The organism is Streptomyces sp. NPDC057302, assembly GCF_042667685.1.
GTDB lineage: Bacteria > Actinomycetota > Actinomycetes > Streptomycetales > Streptomycetaceae > Streptomyces.
Genome location: NZ_JBHUZJ010000043.1, coordinates 1 through 20,376, shown reverse-complemented (window position 1 = coordinate 20,376; position 20,376 = coordinate 1). Strand labels below are relative to the sequence as shown.

Annotated in this window: 18 protein-coding genes, 1 tRNA gene and 1 riboswitch; of the genes, 12 read left to right on the top strand and 7 right to left on the bottom strand. The window is 69.6% G+C overall.

Features of this window, described 5'->3' with window-relative positions; all coding sequences use genetic code 11:
- Nucleotides 1–13 precede the first annotated feature (13 nt).
- From ACFUPX_RS26715 to ACFUPX_RS26695, 5 genes are all read left to right on the top strand, one after another.
- A complete protein-coding gene (locus ACFUPX_RS26715; protein ID WP_383327683.1) occupies nt 14–1,087 on the top strand; it encodes a 2-aminoethylphosphonate ABC transporter substrate-binding protein in 1,074 nt (357 codons plus the stop codon).
- 164 nt (nt 1,088–1,251) lie between these two features.
- The gene (locus ACFUPX_RS26710; RefSeq protein ID WP_383327680.1) at nt 1,252–2,760 is read left to right on the top strand and encodes an alkaline phosphatase family protein; all 1,509 of its coding nucleotides are present in this window, start codon (nt 1,252–1,254) and stop codon (nt 2,758–2,760) included.
- 71 nt (nt 2,761–2,831) lie between these two features.
- Nucleotides 2,832–3,611: an HAD-IIA family hydrolase gene (locus tag ACFUPX_RS26705; RefSeq protein WP_383327677.1), complete on the top strand. Its 780-nt coding sequence runs from the start codon at nt 2,832–2,834 to the stop codon at nt 3,609–3,611.
- A 103-nt stretch (nt 3,612–3,714) separates the two neighbouring features.
- Entirely contained in the window at nt 3,715–4,257 is a 543-nt protein-coding gene (locus tag ACFUPX_RS26700) for a hypothetical protein (protein WP_383327674.1), read from the top strand.
- 15 nt (nt 4,258–4,272) lie between these two features.
- Entirely contained in the window at nt 4,273–4,950 is a 678-nt protein-coding gene (locus ACFUPX_RS26695) for a class F sortase (protein WP_383327671.1), read from the top strand.
- On the opposite strand, the gene ACFUPX_RS26690 is transcribed toward ACFUPX_RS26695, so the two are convergent.
- The 3 genes from ACFUPX_RS26690 to ACFUPX_RS26680 all read right to left on the bottom strand — a co-directional run bounded on the left by ACFUPX_RS26690 (nt 4,931) and on the right by ACFUPX_RS26680 (nt 7,228).
- Complete coding sequence (locus ACFUPX_RS26690; RefSeq protein WP_383327667.1) at nt 4,931–5,734, bottom strand: CbtA family protein; 804 nt, start codon at nt 5,732–5,734, stop codon at nt 4,931–4,933. The genes ACFUPX_RS26695 and ACFUPX_RS26690 overlap by 20 nt on opposite strands.
- Nucleotides 5,735–5,754: 20 nt before the next feature.
- Nucleotides 5,755–5,991 carry a CbtB-domain containing protein gene (locus ACFUPX_RS26685; RefSeq protein ID WP_383327664.1) on the bottom strand — a complete coding sequence of 79 codons (237 nt, stop codon included), beginning with the start codon at nt 5,989–5,991 and terminating at the stop codon, nt 5,755–5,757.
- A 31-nt stretch (nt 5,992–6,022) separates the two neighbouring features.
- Nucleotides 6,023–6,144: riboswitch (cobalamin riboswitch) on the bottom strand.
- Between the two features lie 328 nt (nt 6,145–6,472).
- Nucleotides 6,473–7,228: an ANTAR domain-containing protein gene (locus tag ACFUPX_RS26680; protein WP_383327661.1), complete on the bottom strand. Its 756-nt coding sequence runs from the start codon at nt 7,226–7,228 to the stop codon at nt 6,473–6,475.
- Between the two features lie 161 nt (nt 7,229–7,389).
- On the opposite strand from ACFUPX_RS26680, the gene ACFUPX_RS26675 reads away from it, so the two are divergent.
- Complete coding sequence (locus ACFUPX_RS26675; RefSeq protein WP_383327658.1) at nt 7,390–8,424, top strand: glycoside hydrolase family 6 protein; 1,035 nt, start codon at nt 7,390–7,392, stop codon at nt 8,422–8,424.
- Nucleotides 8,425–8,545: 121 nt separating this feature from the next.
- Here the strand turns inward: ACFUPX_RS26675 and ACFUPX_RS26670 are convergent, their stop codons facing one another.
- From ACFUPX_RS26670 to ACFUPX_RS26655, 4 genes are all read right to left on the bottom strand, one after another.
- Nucleotides 8,546–10,486, bottom strand: a complete 1,941-nt coding sequence (locus ACFUPX_RS26670; protein ID WP_383327655.1) for a galactose oxidase-like domain-containing protein — start codon at nt 10,484–10,486, stop codon at nt 8,546–8,548.
- Nucleotides 10,483–12,471, bottom strand: coding sequence for a glycosyltransferase family 2 protein (locus ACFUPX_RS26665; protein WP_383327652.1), 1,989 nt, complete (start codon nt 12,469–12,471; stop codon nt 10,483–10,485). The genes ACFUPX_RS26670 and ACFUPX_RS26665 overlap by 4 nt, the downstream gene beginning before the upstream one ends.
- 300 nt (nt 12,472–12,771) lie before the next feature.
- Complete coding sequence (locus ACFUPX_RS26660) at nt 12,772–13,503, bottom strand: FadR/GntR family transcriptional regulator (RefSeq protein ID WP_383327649.1); 732 nt, start codon at nt 13,501–13,503, stop codon at nt 12,772–12,774.
- A gap of 78 nt (nt 13,504–13,581) precedes the next feature.
- Nucleotides 13,582–13,655 (bottom strand) — tRNA-Lys (locus ACFUPX_RS26655).
- A gap of 254 nt (nt 13,656–13,909) precedes the next feature.
- On the opposite strand from ACFUPX_RS26655, the gene ACFUPX_RS26650 reads away from it, so the two are divergent.
- The 6 genes from ACFUPX_RS26650 to ACFUPX_RS26625 all read left to right on the top strand — a co-directional run bounded on the left by ACFUPX_RS26650 (nt 13,910) and on the right by ACFUPX_RS26625 (nt 20,298).
- Entirely contained in the window at nt 13,910–15,253 is a 1,344-nt protein-coding gene (locus ACFUPX_RS26650; RefSeq protein WP_383327646.1) for a peptidoglycan-binding protein, read from the top strand.
- A 123-nt stretch (nt 15,254–15,376) separates the two neighbouring features.
- Complete coding sequence (locus ACFUPX_RS26645) at nt 15,377–16,561, top strand: SPFH domain-containing protein (RefSeq protein WP_383327643.1); 1,185 nt, start codon at nt 15,377–15,379, stop codon at nt 16,559–16,561.
- Nucleotides 16,548–17,240 (top strand): nucleoside/nucleotide kinase family protein, encoded by a 693-nt coding sequence (locus tag ACFUPX_RS26640; RefSeq protein ID WP_383327640.1) that lies wholly within the window; start codon nt 16,548–16,550, stop codon nt 17,238–17,240. The genes ACFUPX_RS26645 and ACFUPX_RS26640 overlap by 14 nt, the downstream gene beginning before the upstream one ends.
- Nucleotides 17,241–17,354: 114 nt before the next feature.
- Nucleotides 17,355–17,957 carry a lytic polysaccharide monooxygenase gene (locus ACFUPX_RS26635; protein WP_383327637.1) on the top strand — a complete coding sequence of 201 codons (603 nt, stop codon included), beginning with the start codon at nt 17,355–17,357 and terminating at the stop codon, nt 17,955–17,957.
- A gap of 123 nt (nt 17,958–18,080) precedes the next feature.
- Nucleotides 18,081–18,536 (top strand): DUF3592 domain-containing protein, encoded by a 456-nt coding sequence (locus ACFUPX_RS26630; RefSeq protein WP_383327634.1) that lies wholly within the window; start codon nt 18,081–18,083, stop codon nt 18,534–18,536.
- A 64-nt stretch (nt 18,537–18,600) separates the two neighbouring features.
- A complete protein-coding gene (locus ACFUPX_RS26625) occupies nt 18,601–20,298 on the top strand; it encodes an AMP-binding protein (protein ID WP_383327631.1) in 1,698 nt (565 codons plus the stop codon).
- Nucleotides 20,299–20,376 lie beyond the last annotated feature (78 nt).

Here is a 20,376-nt window from a genome sequence, read left to right as displayed (position 1 = left end):
AGTACGAAACGCCATGCCCCGTCACGCAACCCGCATCAGAACGCTCGCCGCCCTCTCCGGCAGTCTCGTCCTCGCCGGATCCCTCACCGCGTGCGGCGGCGACTCCTCCGCGTCCGACGCGAAGGAAGTCACCGTCTACAGCGCCGACGGCCTCAAGGGCGAGAACGGCGACGGCTGGTACGACCAGGTCTTCAAGGACTTCGAGAAGAAGACCGGCATCAAGGTCAACTACGTCGAGGGCGGCTCCGGCGAGATGGTGCAGCGCGCCGTCCGCGAGAAGTCCAACACGCAGGCCGACGTCATCATCACCCTGCCGCCGTTCATCCAGCAGGCCGACGAGAAGGGCCTGTTGCAGTCCTACAAGCCCAAGGGATCCGACCAGGTCGACGGCGCCGACAAGGCCGCCGACGGAAAGTGGACCTCCGTCGTGAACAACTACTTCGGGTTCATCTACAACAAGAAGGAGCTCGGCGGCGGCAAGGCGCCCAAGAGCTGGGAGGACCTCACCGGATCCGCGTACAAGGACAAGGTCCAGTACTCCACGCCCGGCGTCGCGGGCGACGGCACCGCCGTGCTCATCAAGGCGATGCACGACTTCGGCGGCAAGAAGCCCGCCATGGATTACCTGGAGAAGCTCCAGACGAACAACGTCGGCCCCTCCGCCTCCACCGGCAAGCTGGCGCCCAAGGTCGACAAGGGCGAACTCCTCGCCGCCAACGGTGACGTCCAGATGAACTACGCCCAGTCCAAGGACATGCCGAACCTCGGCATCTGGTTCCCGGCCAAGGAAGGCGGCAAGCCCACCACCTTCGCGCTGCCCTACGCGGCAGGACTGGTGAACAAGGCCCCGCACTCCGCCAACGCCAAGAAGTTCCTCGACTACCTGCTCGGACAGAAGGCCCAGCAGCAGGTCAGCGAGATCGGCGGCGGTTTCGCCGCGCGCAAGGACATCAAGGCCACCGACGCCAACGCGGTCGCGCTCGACAAGATCGTCGACGGCGTCGAGGTCTTCGAGCCCGACTGGTCGGACATCTCCAAGAACCTCCAGACGTACGTGGAGGACTGGAAGTCGGCGACCGGTAGCTGAGAGTTCACCCGGCAACCGAGAGTTCACTCGGCAACCGAGAGTTCACCGCCGCCCCCTTGGCCCAGGGCGCTCGGTAGCGAAAAGATAACGGGTATGGACCCAACGCCCCTGGTTCTCCGGGGGCGTTGGTGTGCGCCAACCCCCTACGAACTCCGGAGGACCACGTGTCGTCGCACGGCATCACCCGCCGCTCGCTCCTCGTCTCCACCGCCGTCTCCACCGCCGCCCTCGCGGTGGCCGCGGGCCCGCTCGCCGCCGTCGCCAAGGCCGCGGCCAAGACCCCCAAGGTCCTGGTGATAGGCCTGGACGGCGCCCTGCTCGGCAGAATCAAGGACGCCGACGCGCCCGCGCTCAAGGCATTGATGAGCGCCGGTCTGACCGCGCCGAGCAGCATCTACGCCAATCCGCTCGCGCCCACCTCGTCCGGCCCCGGCTGGTCGACGCTCATCACGGGCGTGTGGCCCGACAAGCACAAGGTCGTGAACAACGAGTTCACCGGGCACGACCTCGCCGCCTACCCGGACTTCATGACCCGGATCGAGGCCGCCAAGCCCGGCCTGCGGACCTACGCCGTCGCGTCCTGGAACCCCATCACCGACATCATCTTCTCCGCGAAGGTCGACGCCCGGGTCTCCACCCCGTCCGCCGAGTACGACGCGGGAACCACCACCCGCGCCGTCGCCGAGGTCAAGAGCGGCAACCCCGACGCGGTCTTCGTCCAGCTCGACAACATCGACCACGCGGGCCACGACAGCGGCGCCGCGAGCCAGGCCTATCTCGAAGCGATCCACGGCGCCGACGCCCAGGTCGGGCAGATCGTCGCCGCGGTCAAGTCCCGTGCCACGTACGGCTCCGAGGACTGGCTCATCATGATCACCGCCGACCACGGGCACACCGACCCGGGCGGCCACGGCGGCTCCAGCTGGCCCGAGCGCCAGACCTTCATGATCGCCACCGGCGGTGCGGTCACGGCGGGTTCGGTGCGCCATGACGTCCGGATGCCCGACATCGCCGCGAGCGCGCTCGCCCACCTCGGCATCGCGATCGACCCGGCCTGGGGCCTGGACGGACGGCCCGTGCAGCAGCCCACGCCGGACGCGTTCGACGCCCTGCGCGCCAAGCTGACGGGGCCCGTCGACGAGACCGGAGTCGGCGCCGGGGTCATCGGCTTCACGCACACGCCGCCCGGCGGCTGGAGCGTCGACAACTCCCAGATGGGCACGGGCGGCATCACCGAATGGCGCGGCTGGTCGTTCACCACGGACGAGTTCTGGACCAAGACCGAGCGCGACCAGCAGCGCGAACTCAACATCCGCGCCCGGAACGTCTTCGCGGTCGCCGACGGCGACGAGTGGACCGACAAGGCCTTCTCGGGGACCTTCGACTCCACGCTGGTCAGTCCCGCGTACGCCGTGCGCGGCGGCGCGAAGGCCACCCTCACGTACACGACGTACTACCGCCAGGAGGCCCCGCAGAAGGGCGAGGTGCTCGTCTCGTACGACGGAGGGGCTCCGGTCGCGGTGAAGACGTACACCGCGGACACCCCTTCCGTCGTCGAGAAGATCGCCCTCCAGGTGCCCGCGGGAGCCACGAAAGCCCAGGTCCGCTTCCGTTACACCGGCGGCAACAACTGGTACTGGGTGATCGACGGGGTCACGATCACCGCATCCTGATTAGGGTGGGGGCGTCGGCACAGCGCTGTCCCGGCGCCCCAGCCAACCCGTACACCGCAGGAGTGCACCCCATGGCAGAGCGCAAGCCCATCGAATCGTGGCTCACCGACATGGACGGCGTGCTCATCCACGAGGGCGTGCCGATCCCCGGCGCCGACGCCTTCATCAAGAGGCTCCGGGAGTCCGGGAAGCCCTTCCTGGTCCTGACGAACAACTCGATCTACACCGCGCGCGACCTCCAGGCCCGCCTGAACCGCATGGGCCTCGACGTGCCCGTCGAGAACATCTGGACCTCGGCGCTCGCCACCGCGAAGTTCCTGGACGACCAGCGCCCCGGCGGCACGGCGTACGTCATCGGCGAGGCCGGTCTCACCACCGCCCTGCACGACATCGGGTACGTACTGACGGACCACGACCCGGACTACGTGGTCCTGGGCGAGACCCGTACGTACTCCTTCGAGGCCATGACCAAGGCCGTACGGCTGATCAACGGCGGGGCCCGCTTCATCTGCACGAACCCGGACGAGACCGGACCCTCCGCGGAGGGCCCCCTGCCCGCGACCGGCGCCGTCGCGGCGCTGATCACCAAGGCCACGGGACGCAACCCCTACTTCGCGGGCAAGCCGAACCCCCTGATGATGCGGACGGGCCTGAACGCCATCGGGGCGCACTCGGAGACCAGCGCCATGATCGGCGACCGGATGGACACCGACGTCCTCGCCGGCCTCGAGGCCGGGATGGAGACCTTCCTGGTCCTGACGGGGCTGACCTCCCGCAAGGACATCGACCAGCACCCGTTCCGGCCCTCGAACGTGGTCGACTCCATCGCCGATCTCGTCGACCGGATCTGACGCGCGTTCGTGACGCGCGTTTCCGAAGCGAAGACCACCCGTTTGCCGCACACGGGAGGCGTGCGGCGCCGGTGCGCGTGAACCTCGAAACAGGAGGTTCACGATGCGTAGAGGAACACTCACCCTGCGTGGCATAGCCGGGGCGGCTGTCCTCGCCGCGCTCCCCGTCGTCGCCATGACGCCCGCGTACGCCCATGACGAGGACAAGGTGCATGCCACGGTGTCCCCGTCCCGCGCCGAGCCCGGTGCCAAGGTGGAGATCAGCGTCTCCGGCTGTGACGGCACGACCGGCTCCGCCGGGTCCGGCGCCTTCACGGGGGACGCGAAGCTCACCGGCAGGGACGGCGACAAGTACTCGCTGAACGGCTCCGCCACGATCCGGGGCGGCGTCGAGGGTTCGTACGACGTCACCGTCATCTGCGACGGCCACCCCCACCAGGGCGCGGGCACCGTGCAGGTGGGCAGCCACCGGCGAGAGCCCGTGTCACCGGTCCGCGCGGGCGGCGGCGGCACCGCTCAACTGGCCGCGCACGCCCAGCAGGAGACCGGACCCGGCACGCCGCACGCGGTGATCGGCCTGGTGCTCGCGGGTGTCGCGGCCGTGGCCGTGGCGTTCCGCAGTGTCCGCCGCCGCCGCTCCGAGTGACGGGCGGCGGCCGACGTGTCGGGACATGAGAAGCCGGCGGGACAGCAGGCGGGGCACGGGCGGTTCCTCACCGGGGTCGCCTGGGCGCTGCTGCTCGTGGGGCTCTGGCTGTGGGGCAGCGAGATCACCGACGTACGCGGCGGTGTCTCGGAGCCCACGACCGGTGACGTGGCCGCGGTGGGCCGCCCGTTCGCCGTCGAACTCCCGGACGCGCACGAGCCGATGGGCGCCGCAAAGCCGCAGCGCGTGGACGTCCCCTCGCTGAAGGTGCGGGCGCCCGTGATCACCCGCGGCCTCGACCAGGAAGGCGCCATCGACCCGCCGTCGTTCGAGGAGGCGGGCTCCGTCGGCTGGTACGGCGGCGGGACGCGCCCGGGAGCGGCGGGCACGTCCCTGTTCGTGGGCCACGTCGACACCGAGACGCGCCCCGCGGTCTTCTACGACCTCAGCGCCCTGCGGCCCGGCGAGAAGATCCACGTCACCCGGGACGACGGCTCGGTCGCGGAGTTCACCGTCGACGACGTCCAGGTCCTCAGCCGGGACCGCTTCGACGCGAAGAAGGCGTACGGCCCCCATGAGGAGGGCCGCGCCGAACTCCGCCTGATCACCTGCGGCGGCACGTTCGACCGGGCGAGCAAGACGTACTCGGCGAACGTCGTGGTCTCCGCCTACCTCACCGGGGTGGGGCCGTAGGGGTGACGCCGGGGCGCGAGGGCACTCCCGCCGCGCTCGCGCCCACGGTGGCACCCCTTGCGGCCCCTTCCCGGACGGCCCGCAGGCCCAGGCCTCCGAAGACCGCAGCGAACACGGCCCACAGCAGGACGTGCGAGGCGACGGACACGACGCGGAACTCCCACAGGAGCGTCGCGTCGACCGGGACCGGGTCGGGGTTGTCCGGGAGCAGGAAGAGCGCGGCCAGGACGGCGACCGTCGTGAGGGCCGCCGCGATCTGCCGCACCGGAACGGATCTGGCCGACAGGCGTACGTACACCTGCCGCACCAGGAACATGCCGAGTACGCCGATCGCGATGGCCGCCAGCCACATCGCCTGCCGGTCGCCGACCGTGGCCGGGTCGCCGACGCCCGGCGGGTTCGCCGGGTAGCGCAGACCGGGCAGCAGGGAGACGGCGAGGAACGCGGCTCCCGCGAAGGCCAGGGCGCGCGGCCACGGGTTCGCGTACGGGTCGCGGCGGTGCACCAGGGCGTACGCCACCGCGAACAGGACGCCGATGGCCAGAGCGGCGACGACCGCGGAGACCACCAGGCCCGCGTGCTGGGTGGAGCGCGTGAACAGCTCCTCGTGGTGCTCCGCGGCACCCCCCGGCGCGTGCTTCTTCTCCTCCGCGCGGATCGCCCGGTCCATCAGCGGCTCGGCGAGCAGCAGGGAGAAGAGACCGGCCGCGAGGCCCGCCGCTCCTCCCGCCACCACACCACGGCCGAGCAGGGGCAGGACGGGTGAGGACGAGGGGGATGGCACGGCGCCGCGTCCGTCCCCGGTCAGTGGCACGGGGCACCGAGGAGGTGCCTGCCGTCGTGGGCGAACTCGTGCAGATAACTGCCGGTCGCCGAGATCAGCGAGCCGTTGTCGATGAAGACCGCGTAGAGCGCGAGGAACGCGATGATGACCGCGGCCGACGCGATGAGCCAGTCACGGGCCGATGCCGTGGCGGCCTGGGCCGCCGCGCCGTCGGTGTGCGGTGCCGCGGTGTCTGATGCCGCGGTGTGCGGTGACATGTCGTAGAGCCTCCTTCTGGGGTTCCACGCCCCGAAGCAGGAGTACGACGGCCCAGTTCCTGGCTTCCGCACGCCGGGCGGCGTCCGGTCACAGTGGCGGGACCGCCCCGGAATCGCACCGGGTTCCTGTCAACCGTCGCCTCTATGTATGTACTTGTTGTCCCGGAGAGTCCCAGTTGGTCATGGACACTGTCAACGGTTCAGGGACAACCCGGCCCGGTCGGCGGCCCGCTCCCCCCGGAGCCGTCGACCGGGCTGGTCCTCGACCGCGCGCGCACGAGCTGCGGGAGTAACCCGGCGTCGGCGCGGGAGGTTCGGTGGCCAACCCCGCAGTGAAGCGGGGTGGACGGTCAGGCCGGGGGCTTGGGCCTTTGGGTCGACTCTAGAACGGATGAGCGCTGGAGCCTAGGGGTGGATTGACGCCAAGTCGTGATCCGCTTTCTCTCCGTGATCGTCGCTGGTGGTGGTCTGCGGATGACCTTCATTGAGATCCGGACCAACCGCCGCGCAGCGCCGTGTCGTCGAGCGAACCCTTGATCACGTCGATGGCGACCACGTCCATGACCAGGCGTTCTCTGCGTGCGTACCGCCGCAGCGTCTCAAAGGCCTCATCCATGTCCGTGTGCCAGCGCTCGGCGAGTATGCCTTTGGCCTGTTCGATGCGTATGCGGCTGGTCAGAGCGCCCTGGAGCTGTGTGGCGAGGACCCGGGAATCCGTATAGGCGCGGTGATTGTGCAGGCCCACGGCGGTGGCGTCGGCGATCACCTGGGCCAGACCCAACTCTCCTTCGCTGTACAGGCACTGGGAGGTGTCGGGCACGAAGATGTTGAGCGCGCCCAGCAGGGTCGCGCGCTGGCGCAGCGGAACCGCGTAGGTCAGCCCGATGCCACGGCGCCGGGCCAGCGCGGTGAACTCCGGCCAGCGCGCGGCGGGTTCGGCCGCCGCGAGCCGCATCGGCGGCACGGGCTTTCCCGAGCCGAGGCTCTCCACGCAGGGCCCGCCGTCGTGTTGGGCGCCGAGCAGGTCGAGTGCGAGCTTCTGCGGATGGCCGCCGACGGCCACCGAGTGCTTGCCGACGGCGTCGAAGATCACCCCGGCGGCGGTGGCGTCGAGCAGCTCTACGCAGTGGCCCGCGACCCGGCTCAGATAGCGCTCCGGATCGAAGTCGTCGTCCAGGGTGTCCGTGGTCTCCACCAGGACTTCGGCCAGCCGTAGTTCAGAGGTGTGATCCCGCATGATCTCCTCCCCGTGAGCGCCACCCCGCGCCCTGCGCCTACCCCCGGGCGCGCGGCTGTAACAGGTCTCCAACAGGTCTTCGTAGCCGACGGGCGGACCTCGTGGGCAGTGAGCGCGTATGTCAGGATTGAGAATCGGACAGTGCACCCAAGGGGGAGTGGATGTACCACAAAGGCACCGGCCGCGGTCATCGGATCGCGGCCCGGGGGGTGAAGGCTGCGGCGTCGTTCGCGGGGGCGGCGCTGCTGCTGTCGGGGTGCTCCTCCGATGACGGTTCGGGCAACGAGGAGTCGTCGGGGCAGCCCGTCAAACAGCAGCCCAAGGGCACCGATCCGTACTGGGTCAACCCGGACGGGAACGCGGCCAAGCAGGTCGCCACGTACGAGAAGGACGGGAAGAAGGACGACGCCGAGCTGATCCGCAAGATCGCCGAACAGCCCGTCGCGGAGTGGATCATCCCGGAGAACGCGGAGGACCAGGCGCGCGGCTTCACCGAGGCCGCCGAGAAGGCCGACCGGGACGCCCTGTTGGTCCTCTACAACATCCCGCACCGCGACTGCGGCCAGTACTCGGGCGGCGGCGCGGCCGACGGCAACGCCTACCGCACCTTCATCGACCAGGTGGCGAAGGGCATCGGTGACCGCAACACGACGGTCATCCTGGAGCCGGACGCGGTGCTCCACATGGTCGACAACTGCACGCCGGAGGAGTTCCACGAAGAGCGGTACGACCTTCTCAAGGGCGCCATCGGGAAGCTCAAGTCCCTGAAGAACACCAAGGTGTACCTGGACGCGGGCAACGCGGGCTGGAAGAACCCCGACTCGCTCTGGGAGCCCCTGAAGTGGTCGGGCGTCGAGCAGGCCGACGGCTTCTCGGTCAACGTCTCCAACTTCCAGACGACCGAGGCCAGCACGGAGTTCGGCAAGAAGCTGTCGGCGAAGATCGGCAACAAGCCGTTCGTCATCGACACCGCGCGCAACGGCAACGGGCCGTACACCAAGGGCAAGGACACCTGGTGCAACCCGCCCGGCCGTGCGCTCGGCGAGGCGCCGACCACGAAGACCTCCGACCCGCTGATCGACGCGTATCTGTGGGTCAAGCGGCCCGGTGAGTCCGACGGCACCTGTCGCGGTGGGCCCAAGGCGGGCCAGTGGTGGCCGGAGTACGCCGCGGGCCTGGCGAAGGCGTCCCAGTAGGGGCGCGGGGAACTGCGCGCTAGGCGCGCGAAAAGCCGCAGTCGCGTCTGCCGAGATCCTGGCAGATGCGACTGCGGCTTTTTCGTGGTTGCTCGCGCAGCTCCCCGCGCCCCTTACGGGGCTACGGCACGTGGACCCACTGGGCCTTGCTCGGGGTGCCCTGGTCGTCCGTCACGAAGAGCATGTACCAGCCGGACTCGACCAGGCTCCGCTCCTTGGGGATCGTCACCGTGACGCCGTCCGCCGACTTCTTCAGGTCCAGCGCGACGGACGTCTGGTCGATGTCCGTGACGTGCGTCGAGGCGCTCGGCCTGATCAGGCGGGCCGTCTTGATGGACGAGGCGTGCTGGGTGCGGTACGTACCGGACCCGCCCCGCTTGATCTCCTTGGGGCCGCCCGTCAGCGTGGGCTGCGAGCCCTGGTAGAGATACGGCGGCGTGTAGATCTCGATGCGCTGCTCGAACTCGCCGGGCTTGGTGTTGGCCTTGTCCGAGTAGAGCGAGTCCGAGCCGAAGAACATCACGCGGCCGTCGGGCAGCAGGATCGAGCCCGAGTGGTAGTTGCGGCCGACCTCCGGGTCCGCCACCCGCCGCATGTTGCCCGTCTTGGCGTCGTAGATCCGCGCCTGCTTGATGTTCGAGTCACCGCGACCGCGGTAGTCCTCGGAGCCGCCGGAGATCAGCACCGTGTCGTCCGGCAGGGTCGAGGCCTGCGGGTAGCGGGTGCCCTTCTCCAGCTCGGGTCCGTCCGTGAACTTCGGGTTGTCGTCCTGGAGGTCGACGATGCGGGTCTTCTTGCTGGACTTCTTGGACTCGCCGACACCGCCACCGCCGACGACCATGTACTTCTGGTCCTGCGCGGGCGGCAGCTCGACCGTGTTGGAGGTCTCCAGGAGCTTCGGGTCGCTCATCCCCGGAATCCCCTTCCAGCTGCCCTTCGTCTCCAGGTCCCAGGTGCCGGGCTTGCGGCCCACGTCGTCGGGGCCGTAGCCCGCGTTCGAACCCGAGTAGAAGAGCCTGCCGCTCTCCAGCTGGAAGACGGCCGGGTAGGTCGGGAACTGGCGGACCTGCTTGGTGTAGGTCCACTTCTTGGTCTTGGGGTCGTACAGCTCGTTCTTGCCCGGGACCAGCTGGCCGATCTCGTCGAGGCCGGAGAGGCTGAGCACCTTGCCGTCCGAGAGCGTGGTCAGCGTGGGGTACCAGCGGGCCTCGTTCATCGGGTCGACCTTGATGTACTTCTCGGCGACCGGGTCGAACTCGAAGGCGTCCTTGATCCCCTGGAAGTCCTTCTTGTCCAGGGCGAGCTTCTGCGCGATGCCGTACGTGTTGCGGGTCGCGGCGCCCTTGAGGCCCTGCACGCGGTAGTTGTCCTGCGTGCCGGTCTCGTGCTTCGTGCCGCTTCGCTGCGCCTCCACGTACACCCGGCCCAGGCCCGGTTCGTTGCGGACGAACGCGCCGGTCGTCTTGTCGAAGACCTTCTTGGCGCGCTCGACGACGACCGGGTCCTTGGAGACGAACGTCTTGCCGTTCTTCTTGCCGGTGAACTTCGTGCCCGACGGCAGCGTGATCGGGCTGTCCGGGTCTTCGTTGTGCACCACCATCAGGCCGCCGGCCTTGGTGGTGTCGCCCTTGAGCTTCTCGTAGCGCTGGGTGCCGCCGGCTATCAGCAGGTTGCCGTTGGCGAGCTGGGTGTGGCCGGTGCAGAAGAGGTCGACGGGCGTCTTGATCTTCTTGATCGTGTTCTTGACCGGGTCCCACAGGCGGGTGTCGAACTTCTTGGCGTCGAAGTTCTTCTGGTTGTTGCCCGAGCCCGCGACCAGGAGGATCTTGCCGGTGTGCAGGAGCGCCGCGTGGATCGTGTTCTGGCGGTACTCCTCGGGGAAGTTCACGACCTGCCAGTGGCCGTTGTCGGCCTTGTACTCCGGCTTGTTGATCTTGTAGTCGTGGTACTTCTCCGAACCCACGCGCCACAGCCACGGGCCGTTCATCCCGGCCAGCGCTATGACCACCGCCGCGCCTATCGCGATGCGGCGGGCGCGGCGGCGGCTGGAGCGGTCCTTCATTTCTTACGTCCCCCAAGGGCGATCTGCATGGTCTGGTCGTTCGCCGCCCAGCTGGGCTTCTGCTGCGGCGCGTGCGGGGCCTGCGGGCCCTCGTGTGTCTGCGGCAGTTGTGCCGTGGCGTCGCCGTCACGCTGCTGCGGCACCACCGGGCCCCCGCCGGACGGCGGCCCCGAAGGCCCTCCGCCGTGCCGCGCCTTGCTCTTCTTCTTGTCCTGCCGCATGCCCCAGCGCCACGCGAAGATCGGCGCGGCCGTGATCAGGAGGGCGAACGTGGCCCAGGTGATCATCGCCGGGTGTACGTGGTCGAACATGAACGCGGCGACCATCGAACCGCAGAAGACGAGGATGAAGAACAGGTGGATCCGGAACGTGCCGAACAAGGTGTCCGGGCTCGCCGAATCGCCCTTGGGGGTCACCACGAACTTGCTCTTGCGGCGCAGCACGGCGTCCAGCAGGGAGCGTGCGTACACCGGTGCGGAGAGGGCCGACATCACCATGCCCGCGATACCGCCGGAGCCCTCGGGCTCGTGCGGCGAGACGTTGTGGCGGCGGTTCCAGATGTAGAGGCCGATCTGGAGCGCCGACGCGTTGCCGTACAGCATCAGCCAGATCGTCGGGTCGATGTTCACGCCCGACGCGCCCATGCCCAGGAACAGCGCGCAGGAGAGCGCGGCCAGGATCCAGTTCATGGCGGACATCGGGTAGAAGATGACCATCATCGTGTAGTTGAAGAGCCGGCCGGGCGGCAGCGAGAACGGCGCCTTCCAGAACTGCTTCAGGATGGTCTCGTACGTACCGCGCGACCACCGCAGCTGCTGCGTGAAGAAGTCCGTCCAGGCGTTGGGACCCTCGCCGACCGCGAGCACGTCCGGGGTGTAGACCGACTTCCACTTCTTGCCGGTCCCCGGGTTCGTGGCCCGGTGGATCTCGAAGCCCGTCGCCATGTCCTCGGTGATCGAGTCGTACAGACCGCCGATCTGCTTCAGGGCGCTGATGCGTACGGCGTTGCTCGTGCCGACGAACATGGGGGAGCCGTACGCGTTGCCCGCGCGCTGGATCAGCGCGTGGAAGAGGAACTGCTGGGACTCGGCGGCCTTGGTGATGAAGTTGTCGTAGTTGCCGTAGACCTGCGGGCCGATGACGAAGCCGACGTTCTCGTCGCGGAAGAAGCCGAGCATCCGCTCGAGGTAGTTGGGCATCGGGACGTGGTCGGTGTCGACCGACGCGAAGTAGTCGTAGTCGTCGCCGTGCGCGTCCAGCCAGGCGTTGTAGTTGCCGTGCTTGGTCTTGGCGCGGTGCGGGCCCTTGCTCATGTTCCACTTCGCGACGCCCTTGCGGGAGAAGTGGTGCACGCCGAGCCGCTGGCAGACCTCCTTGACGGCGGGGTCGTCGCCCTCGTCGAGGAGCCATACGTGCATCAGGCCGCGGTGCCGGATGCGGACCGCCGCCTCCAGCGTCTTCGTGACCATCTCAAGGGGTTCCTTGCCGGGCACGAAGGAGGTGAGGAAGGCGACCTTGGTGCCGGTCTCGGGCACCACGGGTATCGGGTCACGGGCTACGAGCGTGGCGTGCGCGTTCGAGAGCACGTTCATGCAGCGGAAGAACTCGATCAGGCCGATGGATATGAGCATGACGATGTCGAGCGTCGGCAGCCAGTCGTTGGCGACGTAGTCACGCTTCGTCCAGTGCGACGGCTGCAGCAGCCAGGCGAGCAGCACGAGCGAGAGCAGCGGCGCGGCCCCCAGCATCAGCGCGGCCCTGATCCGGTGCGGCTCCTGCGAGAGCAGGGAGCGGTACTGCACCTTGTACGGCTTGGTCGGATCGGGCTGCGTGAGCGGCCCCGCGAGACGGCTGTAGTGCTCGTAGTCGTATCTCGGCAGAGCCTTCTTGATACGCCGGAACCCACCCGTCCGGTGCGATGGCACCCGCAGCTGGGTCGTCTCTGACGGGTCGTTCGGCCGGGCGCCCGTCGGCGTCGACGTCATGAGTCATCCCCCCGCACGCGGTCGCCCGCGTGTTCGTTGGTCTTTCCGCCCGGTCAGATCCCCCTAGACCTTCACGGACGCATCAGTGGCAGGCCACCGTCCCCTTAGACATGGAACAGCTACCTTCCGGTTGCATGATGCCCCCCTCGACATCCATTCATGAAAGGGACCCCCATCCCTTCCCCCGCGGGCAGCCGCCGGGCCTCTCAACTTGTCCGTATCGCCTGCCTCATGAGAGCCAATGGCTCCAGGACAGGGTTCTACGCCCTTAGCCATGATCGCAAGAGCGAAACAAGGTGTTTACCGGTCATACGAGCGATTGGAGTGGTCTGTTGGGACAGGAGCGCTCAAACGCGTTCGAATATTACCGAAGTGTTCCCGTATCGCCCGCTCGGCCCGCAGCACATCGCTGGATCTGACCGCGTCGAGGATCTCCCGGTGCTGGCGGCAGGTGACCTTGGGATCGTGCGGAACGTCCACCAGATCGGTACGTACCTTGTGGAAGGCGTCCCAGAACGCCTCCAGGACCTCGCCGAGCAGCGGATTGCGGAGACAGCGGTAGAGAGTGGCGTGAAATGCGCGGTCCGTTTCGGTGTGAACCGCTCCCGGCCGGCCGTTGTGGCCCTCGTCCGCCGCCGCCTCGGTGTCCATGCGGTCCACGAGGGCGTCCAGTTCGGCCAGGTCCGCGGCCGGGATACGGCCCGCCAGGCGCGCGATCAGCCCGGTCTCCACGGCCTCCCGCAGCTCCAGGAGCTGGAGGAGGCTGTCCTCGCCGCGGTAGTGGCCCGCCACCGTCCTGAAGGTGAGGCCCTCGATCATGGGAGCCATCGACATGGGTCCGACATAGGTGCCGAAACCGTGCCGGATCTCCACGATGCCCATCGCCTGTAGCGCCTTGAGCGCCTCTCGTACGGAGTTCCGACTGACGCCGAGGCGTTCCATCAGTTCGGGCTCGGTCGGCAGGGAGGCCCCGGAGGGCAGCCGCTGGTCGATGATGAGCTTCTTGATCCGCTCCTGAATGTCGCGCGCCATGGCGCAACGGTAGCGGTACCCGCGCCGGTGGCGGCATGACGAAAGCCCCCCGCGTGAACGGAGGGCTTTCGCTGTCTGTGCGCCGTCAGGGACTCGAACCCCGGACCCGCTGATTAAGAGTCAGCTGCTCTAACCAACTGAGCTAACGGCGCGCGCTGACCTGGAGAACTCTACCGGATGTCGGCGGGTGCTCCGGACCAGCCGCGAAGCTCCGGGTGCCCGGGGCGGCATCGGGGCGGGGTGCGAGCAGGCTTGCTCGGGGCGGGTCCGGTGGGCGGCGGGGGCGTGAATGCGGGGTCGATCCATCATTCGGACCGTCAACATGCGATATCGCGCGACAGTTGAGAAGCTGACGACTGTGCAGATGCGACGCAGGAATTCTTTCCTGGAGTGTGAGGGGAATCGCATGGAGGGTGCTCCGGTATTCGAGGAATTCGACCCCGAGAGCGACTGCGACTGCCCCGGATGTATTCACCGGCGACGCGCCATGACCCACGCACTTCCCGTACGGCTGGGCGGCCACCCGGCGGCGCACGGAGCGCGGCGGGCCCTCGTCGTCGCCGCCGCGGCGGGCACGGTGCTCGGCGGTGGGCACGTGCTGCCGGCGGCGGCTTCGGGGACTGCGGCGGCTCCGGGGTTCCAGGGGGCTCCGGCTGACGAGGACCCGGGGCCTGGCCCCGGCAGCCCGCAGGGCGGCACCAGCGCGCTGCACGGAGCGCCGGGTACGCCGGGTGCGCCGGGCCCCGCGACGTCGGCGGCGCCGAGCACGACGCGGGCCCAGATCATCGCCCGCGCCAAGAAGTGGGTCGCGGCGAAGGTGCCGTACAGCATGGACTCGTACTGGTCCGACGGATACCGGCAGGACTGCTCGGGCTTCGTCTCCATGGCCTGGAATCTCGGCGGCAACGAATGGACGGGCAGCCTCTCCTCGTACGGGGTGCGTATTACGAAGGCCCAGCTGCAATCCGGCGACATCCTTCTCTTCCACAATCCGGCGAACCCCGAGAAGGGTTCGCATGTGACGATTTTCGGCGGCTGGGCGAACGCGGCGCACACGCAGTACATCGCGTACGAACAGACCCGCCCGCACTCCCGCGTGCAGACGACTCCCTATGCCTATTGGAGCAATGCGAGCCGCTATCTGGCCTACCGCTACAAGGGGGTCGCGGGGGGAACCGCCGGTGGCTCGGGGCCGAGCACGGGGACGCGCTACCCCGGCGCGGGCTCGTTCGGACCAGGCGCCGACAACAAGTACGTCACCCAGCTGGGCAAGGCCCTGGTCGGCAGGGGCGGCGCCCGGTTCTACACGTCGGGTCCCGGCCCGCGCTGGAGCGACGCGGACCGCAGGGCCACGCAGGCGTTCCAGCGGGCGCAGGGCTGGACGGGCAAGGACGCGGACGGGCTGCCGGGCCCCGCGACCTGGTCGTACCTGATGACGGGCAAGGGGCGTGACATCCCGCGTGCGGGAACGGGCGCGGGCGCGGGCGGCGCGCAGGGCAAGGCGCCCGCGTATCCGGGCCGGGGCGTGTTCCGCCCCGGCCGGTCGAGCCCGTCGGTCGAGAAGCTCGGCAGGCAACTGGTGAAGCGAGGCTTCGGCAAGCACTACGCCCAGGGTCCCGGCCCCAGCTGGAGCGAGAGCGACCGCCGCAACGTCGAGGCGTTCCAGCGGTCACAGGGCTGGCGAGGCGCGGCGGCGGACGGCTATCCGGGGCCCGAGACCTGGCGGCGGTTGTTCGCATCAGCCCGATGAGCGGAGCGACACGAGTGAGACGCGGGCACAAAGCTGACCGGGGTGCATACCGGAGTGCTGACCGGGGCGCTTATGAGACCGAGGCACGTATGAGACCGAGGCACGTATGAGGCGGAGGCAAGGATGAGTGCGACAGCGGCATCACGGTCACAGACCCCCCAGCCCGAGGATCCGCAGGTCGCCGGCGCCCCGGACTCGACCGGCCGCTCGCCGCGCGTGATCCACGGCGAGGCCACCACCGAGATCCCCATCCACCTCCTCTTCCGCGACGACCCCGGTGACCCCGGGGTCTCGCTCGCGCCCGCCGTCGTGCGGCGCAGGCAGGGGACGGGGGAGCAGCCACGCACCGCCCGGCGGCCCGCGCCGCCGGTGGCCCGACCGCTGCCGGTGGTCGACCCGTCCCTCGGCGAGCGGTCCGCCTCCGTGCTGCCCGGCGCGGTCGGGGTGTTCGGCGGGGCCACGGGGCTCGCCGGGTGCGCGGCCGCGCTGTGGTGGGCGGGCGTGCTGCCCGAGTCGGTGGCGCAGGCGGCGGGGCTGCCCTGGTCCGACGCGTACGGCACGTACGACGCGTACGCCGGGCTCGGCCTCGCGCAGTGGGCCTCGCTCGCCGGGTCGGGCGCCCTCGCGCTGTTCGGGTTCGGGGGTCTCGCCCGGGGCCGGGTCGGCACGGCGTGGGTGCTCACCCTCTTCGGCCGGTACCGCGGCAGCGTCCGCCGGACCGGACTGATGTGGGTCAACCCGCTCCTCCTGCGCCGCCGCGTCGACGTACGCCTGCGGCACTGGCGCAGCGAGCCGATGCCCGCGGTGGACCGGGGCGGGGTCGCGCTGCGGGTCGTCGTGCTCGTCGTCTGGCGGGTCAAGGACGCGGCGCGGGCGACCCTCGGCGTCGCCGACCACCAGGAGTATCTGCGTGAGTGCGTCGAGGCGGCCACCGCGCGGGTCCTGTCGCGGCTGCCCGCCGACGCCTTCCACGACGACACCCCGACCCTGCGCGACGCCGACGCCGTCGGTGACGCGCTGACCCGGATGCTCGCGGTGGAGGCCGAGCCGGTCGGCATCGAGATCTTCTCGGCCCAGCCGACCCGCATCGAGTACGCCCCCGAGATCGCCGACACCATGCGCCTGCGCCGGGTCGCCGCCCTGGACGCACGGCACCGCGACAGCGTGCTCACCTCGGTGGTCGACTCCGTCGAGGACACGGTGACCCGGCTGACCACCCGCGGCCTCGTCGAGCTCGACGACTACGAGCGCAAGGCCTTGGTCAAGGACCTGACGGTGGCGTTCTATACGGGACATGGAGATCGATGACAGCGCCCTCGACGCCGAAGTCCGTGATGTCGACGTCCCCAGCCTCGCGGCCCTCGCCCGGGACGCCCGGAGGCTGACCGCCGACCGGCCCCGCACCCTCCTCGGGATCGCGGGGCCGCCCGGCGCGGGCAAGTCGACGTTCGCGCGGGCGCTGGTGGCGGCGATCGGCGAGGGCGCCGCGTATCTGCCGCTCGACGGTTTCCACCTCTCGAACGACCAACTGGAGCGCCTCTCCCTGACCTCCCGCAAGGGTTCGGAGCCGAGCTTCGACGTCCGCGGATACGTCGCGCTGCTCACCCGTGTGCTCCAGGACACCGGGCACGACATCTACGTACCCGATTACGACCGCGCCCTCCACGAGCCGGTGGCCGCCCGGCACCGGGTGCCGCCGAGCGCCCGGATCGTCGTGACGGAGGGGAACTACCTGGCCTGCGATCTGCCCGGCTGGCGTGAGGCGCGAAGTCTGATGGGGGAGTGCTGGTACGTGCAGGCACCAGCGGAGGTACGCCAACTCCGGCTGATCGAACGCCAGTTGGCGGGTGGCCGGACGGCCGACGAGTCGGCGGCGTGGGTGGCGACGAACGACGGCCCCAACGGTGACCTCGTGGAGAACTCGCGTCGGCGCTGCGATCGGATCGTCTCCACTATTGGTATGGACATGTTCAACTACCGCCCATAATCTGGGCTTGGTCTAGACCGCAGTACTCACTGATTCACTGCACCCACTGCACCCGCAGTGCCGCAGGCGCGCGCACGGTTCATGGAACCCCCACGTTTCCCCTGGAGCGGCAGCATGCGAAACAAGAAGATGTACGCGGCCATGCTCGGCGCCACCACGTTCGGGGCCCTCGCGCTCTCGTCCGGTGGCGCGAGCGGTCACGGCTACACGGACCTGCCGGCCAGCCGCCAGATCAACTGTGCCAACGGCACGGTGAGCGGCTGCGGTTCCATCCAGTACGAGCCCCAGAGCGTCGAGGGCCCCAAGGGCTTCCCGGCGTCCGGGCCGGCCGACGGCAAGATCTGCTCGGCGGGCATCGGCGGCTTCGACTCGCTCAACGGGCCGAAGGCGCCGGGCGGCGGCGCCTGGCCGACGACCAGTGTGAGCGCCGGTCAGAACTACAGCTTCCGCTGGCAGTTCACGGCACGCCACCGCACCACCGACTTCAAGTACTACATAACCAAGCAGGGCTGGGACGAGAGCAAGCCGGTGACCCGGGCCGCGCTCGAGACCACCCCGTTCCTCAACGTCCCCTACAACGGACAGCAGCCGCCCGCCACGCTCTCGCACTCCGGAACGATTCCCGGCGGCAGGAGCGGCCACCACGTGATCGTCGCGGTATGGACGGTCCACGACACGGCGAACGCGTTCTACGCCTGCTCCGACGTCAAGTTCTGAGCAGGGCTTGAGGCTCCACGGCTCTCCCCGCGGGTAGGTTCTGCGCACGCCGTCCTGGACCGGGACGGCGTGCGCAGAACGCCGACACGCACCCGCACCACCGTCGATCACCGGGGGAAATCCATGGAGTTCATGTTCGTCGCGGTGCCCGCATGCATCGCCGCCGTGGCGATCGCGATGGCGGTCAAGGTGATCAGGCGCTCCCTGGAGCTGCGGCGAGCGTGGTCGAGCGGCCTGACGGCGGAGGCGCGCTGTCTGCGTACGTTCACCACGACGAGCCGCCACGGTGACAACGGCCGCACGATGACGACGCTGCACCACGTCTACGAGTTCACGCCGTCCGCGGGCCACCCCGTCAGGTTCGAGGAGACGAACGGACCCGCCACGACCATCGAGGGCGACTTCGTCACCGTGCACTACGCGTCCGACCGGCCGGAGAAGGCGACGGCGCAGGCGCCGAGCGGCCTCAAGGACACGGTGAGCACGGTCGGCCAGCTCTGCTTCCTCGGCCTCATGCTCGCCTTCTGCGTCTACTTCGCGGTGTCGGCGAACGATCTGTTCGGGTCGGACCTCCCCTGACGTCCCCGCCCGCGCCCTCCACCGCCCTCCTCATCTGACGCCCCATCAATTATGGTGCGCGGCCATGAAGTCCACCGGGAGTACCGTCGCGGAACTCGTGCAGGCGCGCTGGGGCGACCACCGCCCCGGACTCCGCTTCGAGCAGCAGGAACTGACCCACCACCAGATCGCGGCGGGCGCGGCGGCGCGGGCGGCGCTCCTCGCCGACCTGCTGCCCAGAGGGGGCGAGCCACACGTCGGCGTGCTGCTCGACAACACCCCCGAATACCCCCTGTGGCTGGGTGCCGCCGCGCTCGCGGGTGCGGCGGTGGCGGGCATCAACCCCACGCGCAGGGGCGCCGAGCTGGCCCGCGACATCGTGCACACGGACTGCGGGGTTCTGATCACGGAGCGCGCGCACCTGCCACTCCTGGACGGCCTCCAACTCCCCGGCATCCGCATCCTGGTGACGGACACGGCCGCGTACGCCGAGCTGCTGGCCCCCTATGCGGAGGCGCGCCCGGAGATATCGCGGACCGCGACCCCGGCCAGCCGGATGCTGCTCTACTTCACCTCCGGTTCGACGGGGGCGCCCAAGGCCGCGATCTGCACGCAGGGCCGTCTCGCGGCGGCGGGCCAGTCGCTGGTCGGCCACTTCCGGCTCGGCGCGCAGGGCGTGCACTACATCTGCATGCCCATGTTCCACGGCAACGCGGTGATCGCGGACTGGGCGCCCGCGCTGGCGGCCGGGGCGGGGGTGGCGCTGCGGCGCCGGTTCTCGGCCTCGGCGTTCCTGGACGACGTACGGGCTTACGAGGCCACGTACTTCACGTACGTCGGCCGTGCGGTGCAGTACGTCCTTGCGACGCCGGAACGCCCCGACGACACGGCGAACCCCCTCCTGATGGGCTTCGGCACGGAGGCCGGGGCGGTGGACGCGGCGCGCTTCGAGAAGCGGTTCGGGGTGCGGCTCGTCGAGGGGTACGGGTCTTCGGAGGGCGGGGCGGCGATCCAGCGGACGCCCGGGACGCCGGACGGGGCGATCGGGCGCGGGGCGCCGGGGGACGAGCTGGCGGTGGTGGATCCCGCCACGCGTCAGGAGTGCCCGCCCGCGGTCTTCGCGGCGGACGGGCGGCTGCTGAACGGGGACGAGGCGATAGGGGAGTTGGTGAACAAGGGCCGAACACCGTTCGAGGGGTACTGGCGCAACGCGGAGGCGGATGCGGCGCGGCTGCGGGACGGCTGGTACTGGACGGGGGACCTCTTCTACCGGGACGAGAAGGGGTTCCTCTACTTCGCGGGACGTACGGACGACCGACTCCGCGTGGACAGCGAGAACCTGGCGGCGGCGATGATCGAGGGGATTCTTGCGCGGTGGGATGCGGCGGTGGGGGTGGCGGTGTACGCGGTGCCCGACCCTGTGGCCGGGGACCAGGTGATGGCCGCGGTCTGCCTGCGGCCGGGGGTGTCTTTCTCCCCCCTCGCCTTCGCCGAGTTCCTGCTCTCGCAGCCGGACCTGGGTACGAAGATGGCGCCTCGTTTCGTGCGGGTGGTGGGGCGGATGCCGGTGACGGCGACGAACAAGGTGGCGCGGGGGGTGCTTCGGGGGGAGGGGTTTCGCTGCGGGGAGCCTGTGTGGTGGCGCCCCGAGCCCGGGGCGGGGGTCTATCGCCGGTTCACTCCGGCGGATGAGGGGTGGCTGCTGGCCCAGTACGCGGCTCAGTCCCGCGAGGGGCTGCTGCCGCCTGCGGCCAACGGGGCTCCCCCACCCACCCGCCCGTAACCCCGCATCCCCCCTGACCGAACAAGCCTTCCCACCCACCCGCCCGATTGCCCCGCATCCACCCCTGGACGAACAAGC

What these genes read in the sequence shown, in the direction of transcription:
- ACFUPX_RS26635 (WP_383327637.1), top strand. Translation starts at nt 17,355, where the DNA reads ATGCGAAACAAGAAGATGTACGCGGCCATGCTCGGCGCCACCACGTTC.
- ACFUPX_RS26675 (WP_383327658.1), top strand. Translation starts at nt 7,390, where the DNA reads ATGTACCACAAAGGCACCGGCCGCGGTCATCGGATCGCGGCCCGGGGG.
- ACFUPX_RS26705 (WP_383327677.1), top strand. Translation starts at nt 2,832, where the DNA reads ATGGCAGAGCGCAAGCCCATCGAATCGTGGCTCACCGACATGGACGGC.
- ACFUPX_RS26670 (WP_383327655.1), bottom strand. Translation starts at nt 10,486, where the DNA reads ATGAAGGACCGCTCCAGCCGCCGCCGCGCCCGCCGCATCGCGATAGGC.
- ACFUPX_RS26665 (WP_383327652.1), bottom strand. Translation starts at nt 12,471, where the DNA reads ATGACGTCGACGCCGACGGGCGCCCGGCCGAACGACCCGTCAGAGACG.
- ACFUPX_RS26685 (WP_383327664.1), bottom strand. Translation starts at nt 5,991, where the DNA reads ATGTCACCGCACACCGCGGCATCAGACACCGCGGCACCGCACACCGAC.
- ACFUPX_RS26715 (WP_383327683.1), top strand. Translation starts at nt 14, where the DNA reads ATGCCCCGTCACGCAACCCGCATCAGAACGCTCGCCGCCCTCTCCGGC.
- ACFUPX_RS26645 (WP_383327643.1), top strand. Translation starts at nt 15,377, where the DNA reads ATGAGTGCGACAGCGGCATCACGGTCACAGACCCCCCAGCCCGAGGAT.
- ACFUPX_RS26660 (WP_383327649.1), bottom strand. Translation starts at nt 13,503, where the DNA reads ATGGCGCGCGACATTCAGGAGCGGATCAAGAAGCTCATCATCGACCAG.
- ACFUPX_RS26640 (WP_383327640.1), top strand. Translation starts at nt 16,548, where the DNA reads ATGGAGATCGATGACAGCGCCCTCGACGCCGAAGTCCGTGATGTCGAC.
- ACFUPX_RS26680 (WP_383327661.1), bottom strand. Translation starts at nt 7,228, where the DNA reads ATGCGGGATCACACCTCTGAACTACGGCTGGCCGAAGTCCTGGTGGAG.
- ACFUPX_RS26625 (WP_383327631.1), top strand. Translation starts at nt 18,601, where the DNA reads ATGAAGTCCACCGGGAGTACCGTCGCGGAACTCGTGCAGGCGCGCTGG.
- ACFUPX_RS26700 (WP_383327674.1), top strand. Translation starts at nt 3,715, where the DNA reads ATGCGTAGAGGAACACTCACCCTGCGTGGCATAGCCGGGGCGGCTGTC.
- ACFUPX_RS26650 (WP_383327646.1), top strand. Translation starts at nt 13,910, where the DNA reads ATGGAGGGTGCTCCGGTATTCGAGGAATTCGACCCCGAGAGCGACTGC.
- ACFUPX_RS26630 (WP_383327634.1), top strand. Translation starts at nt 18,081, where the DNA reads ATGGAGTTCATGTTCGTCGCGGTGCCCGCATGCATCGCCGCCGTGGCG.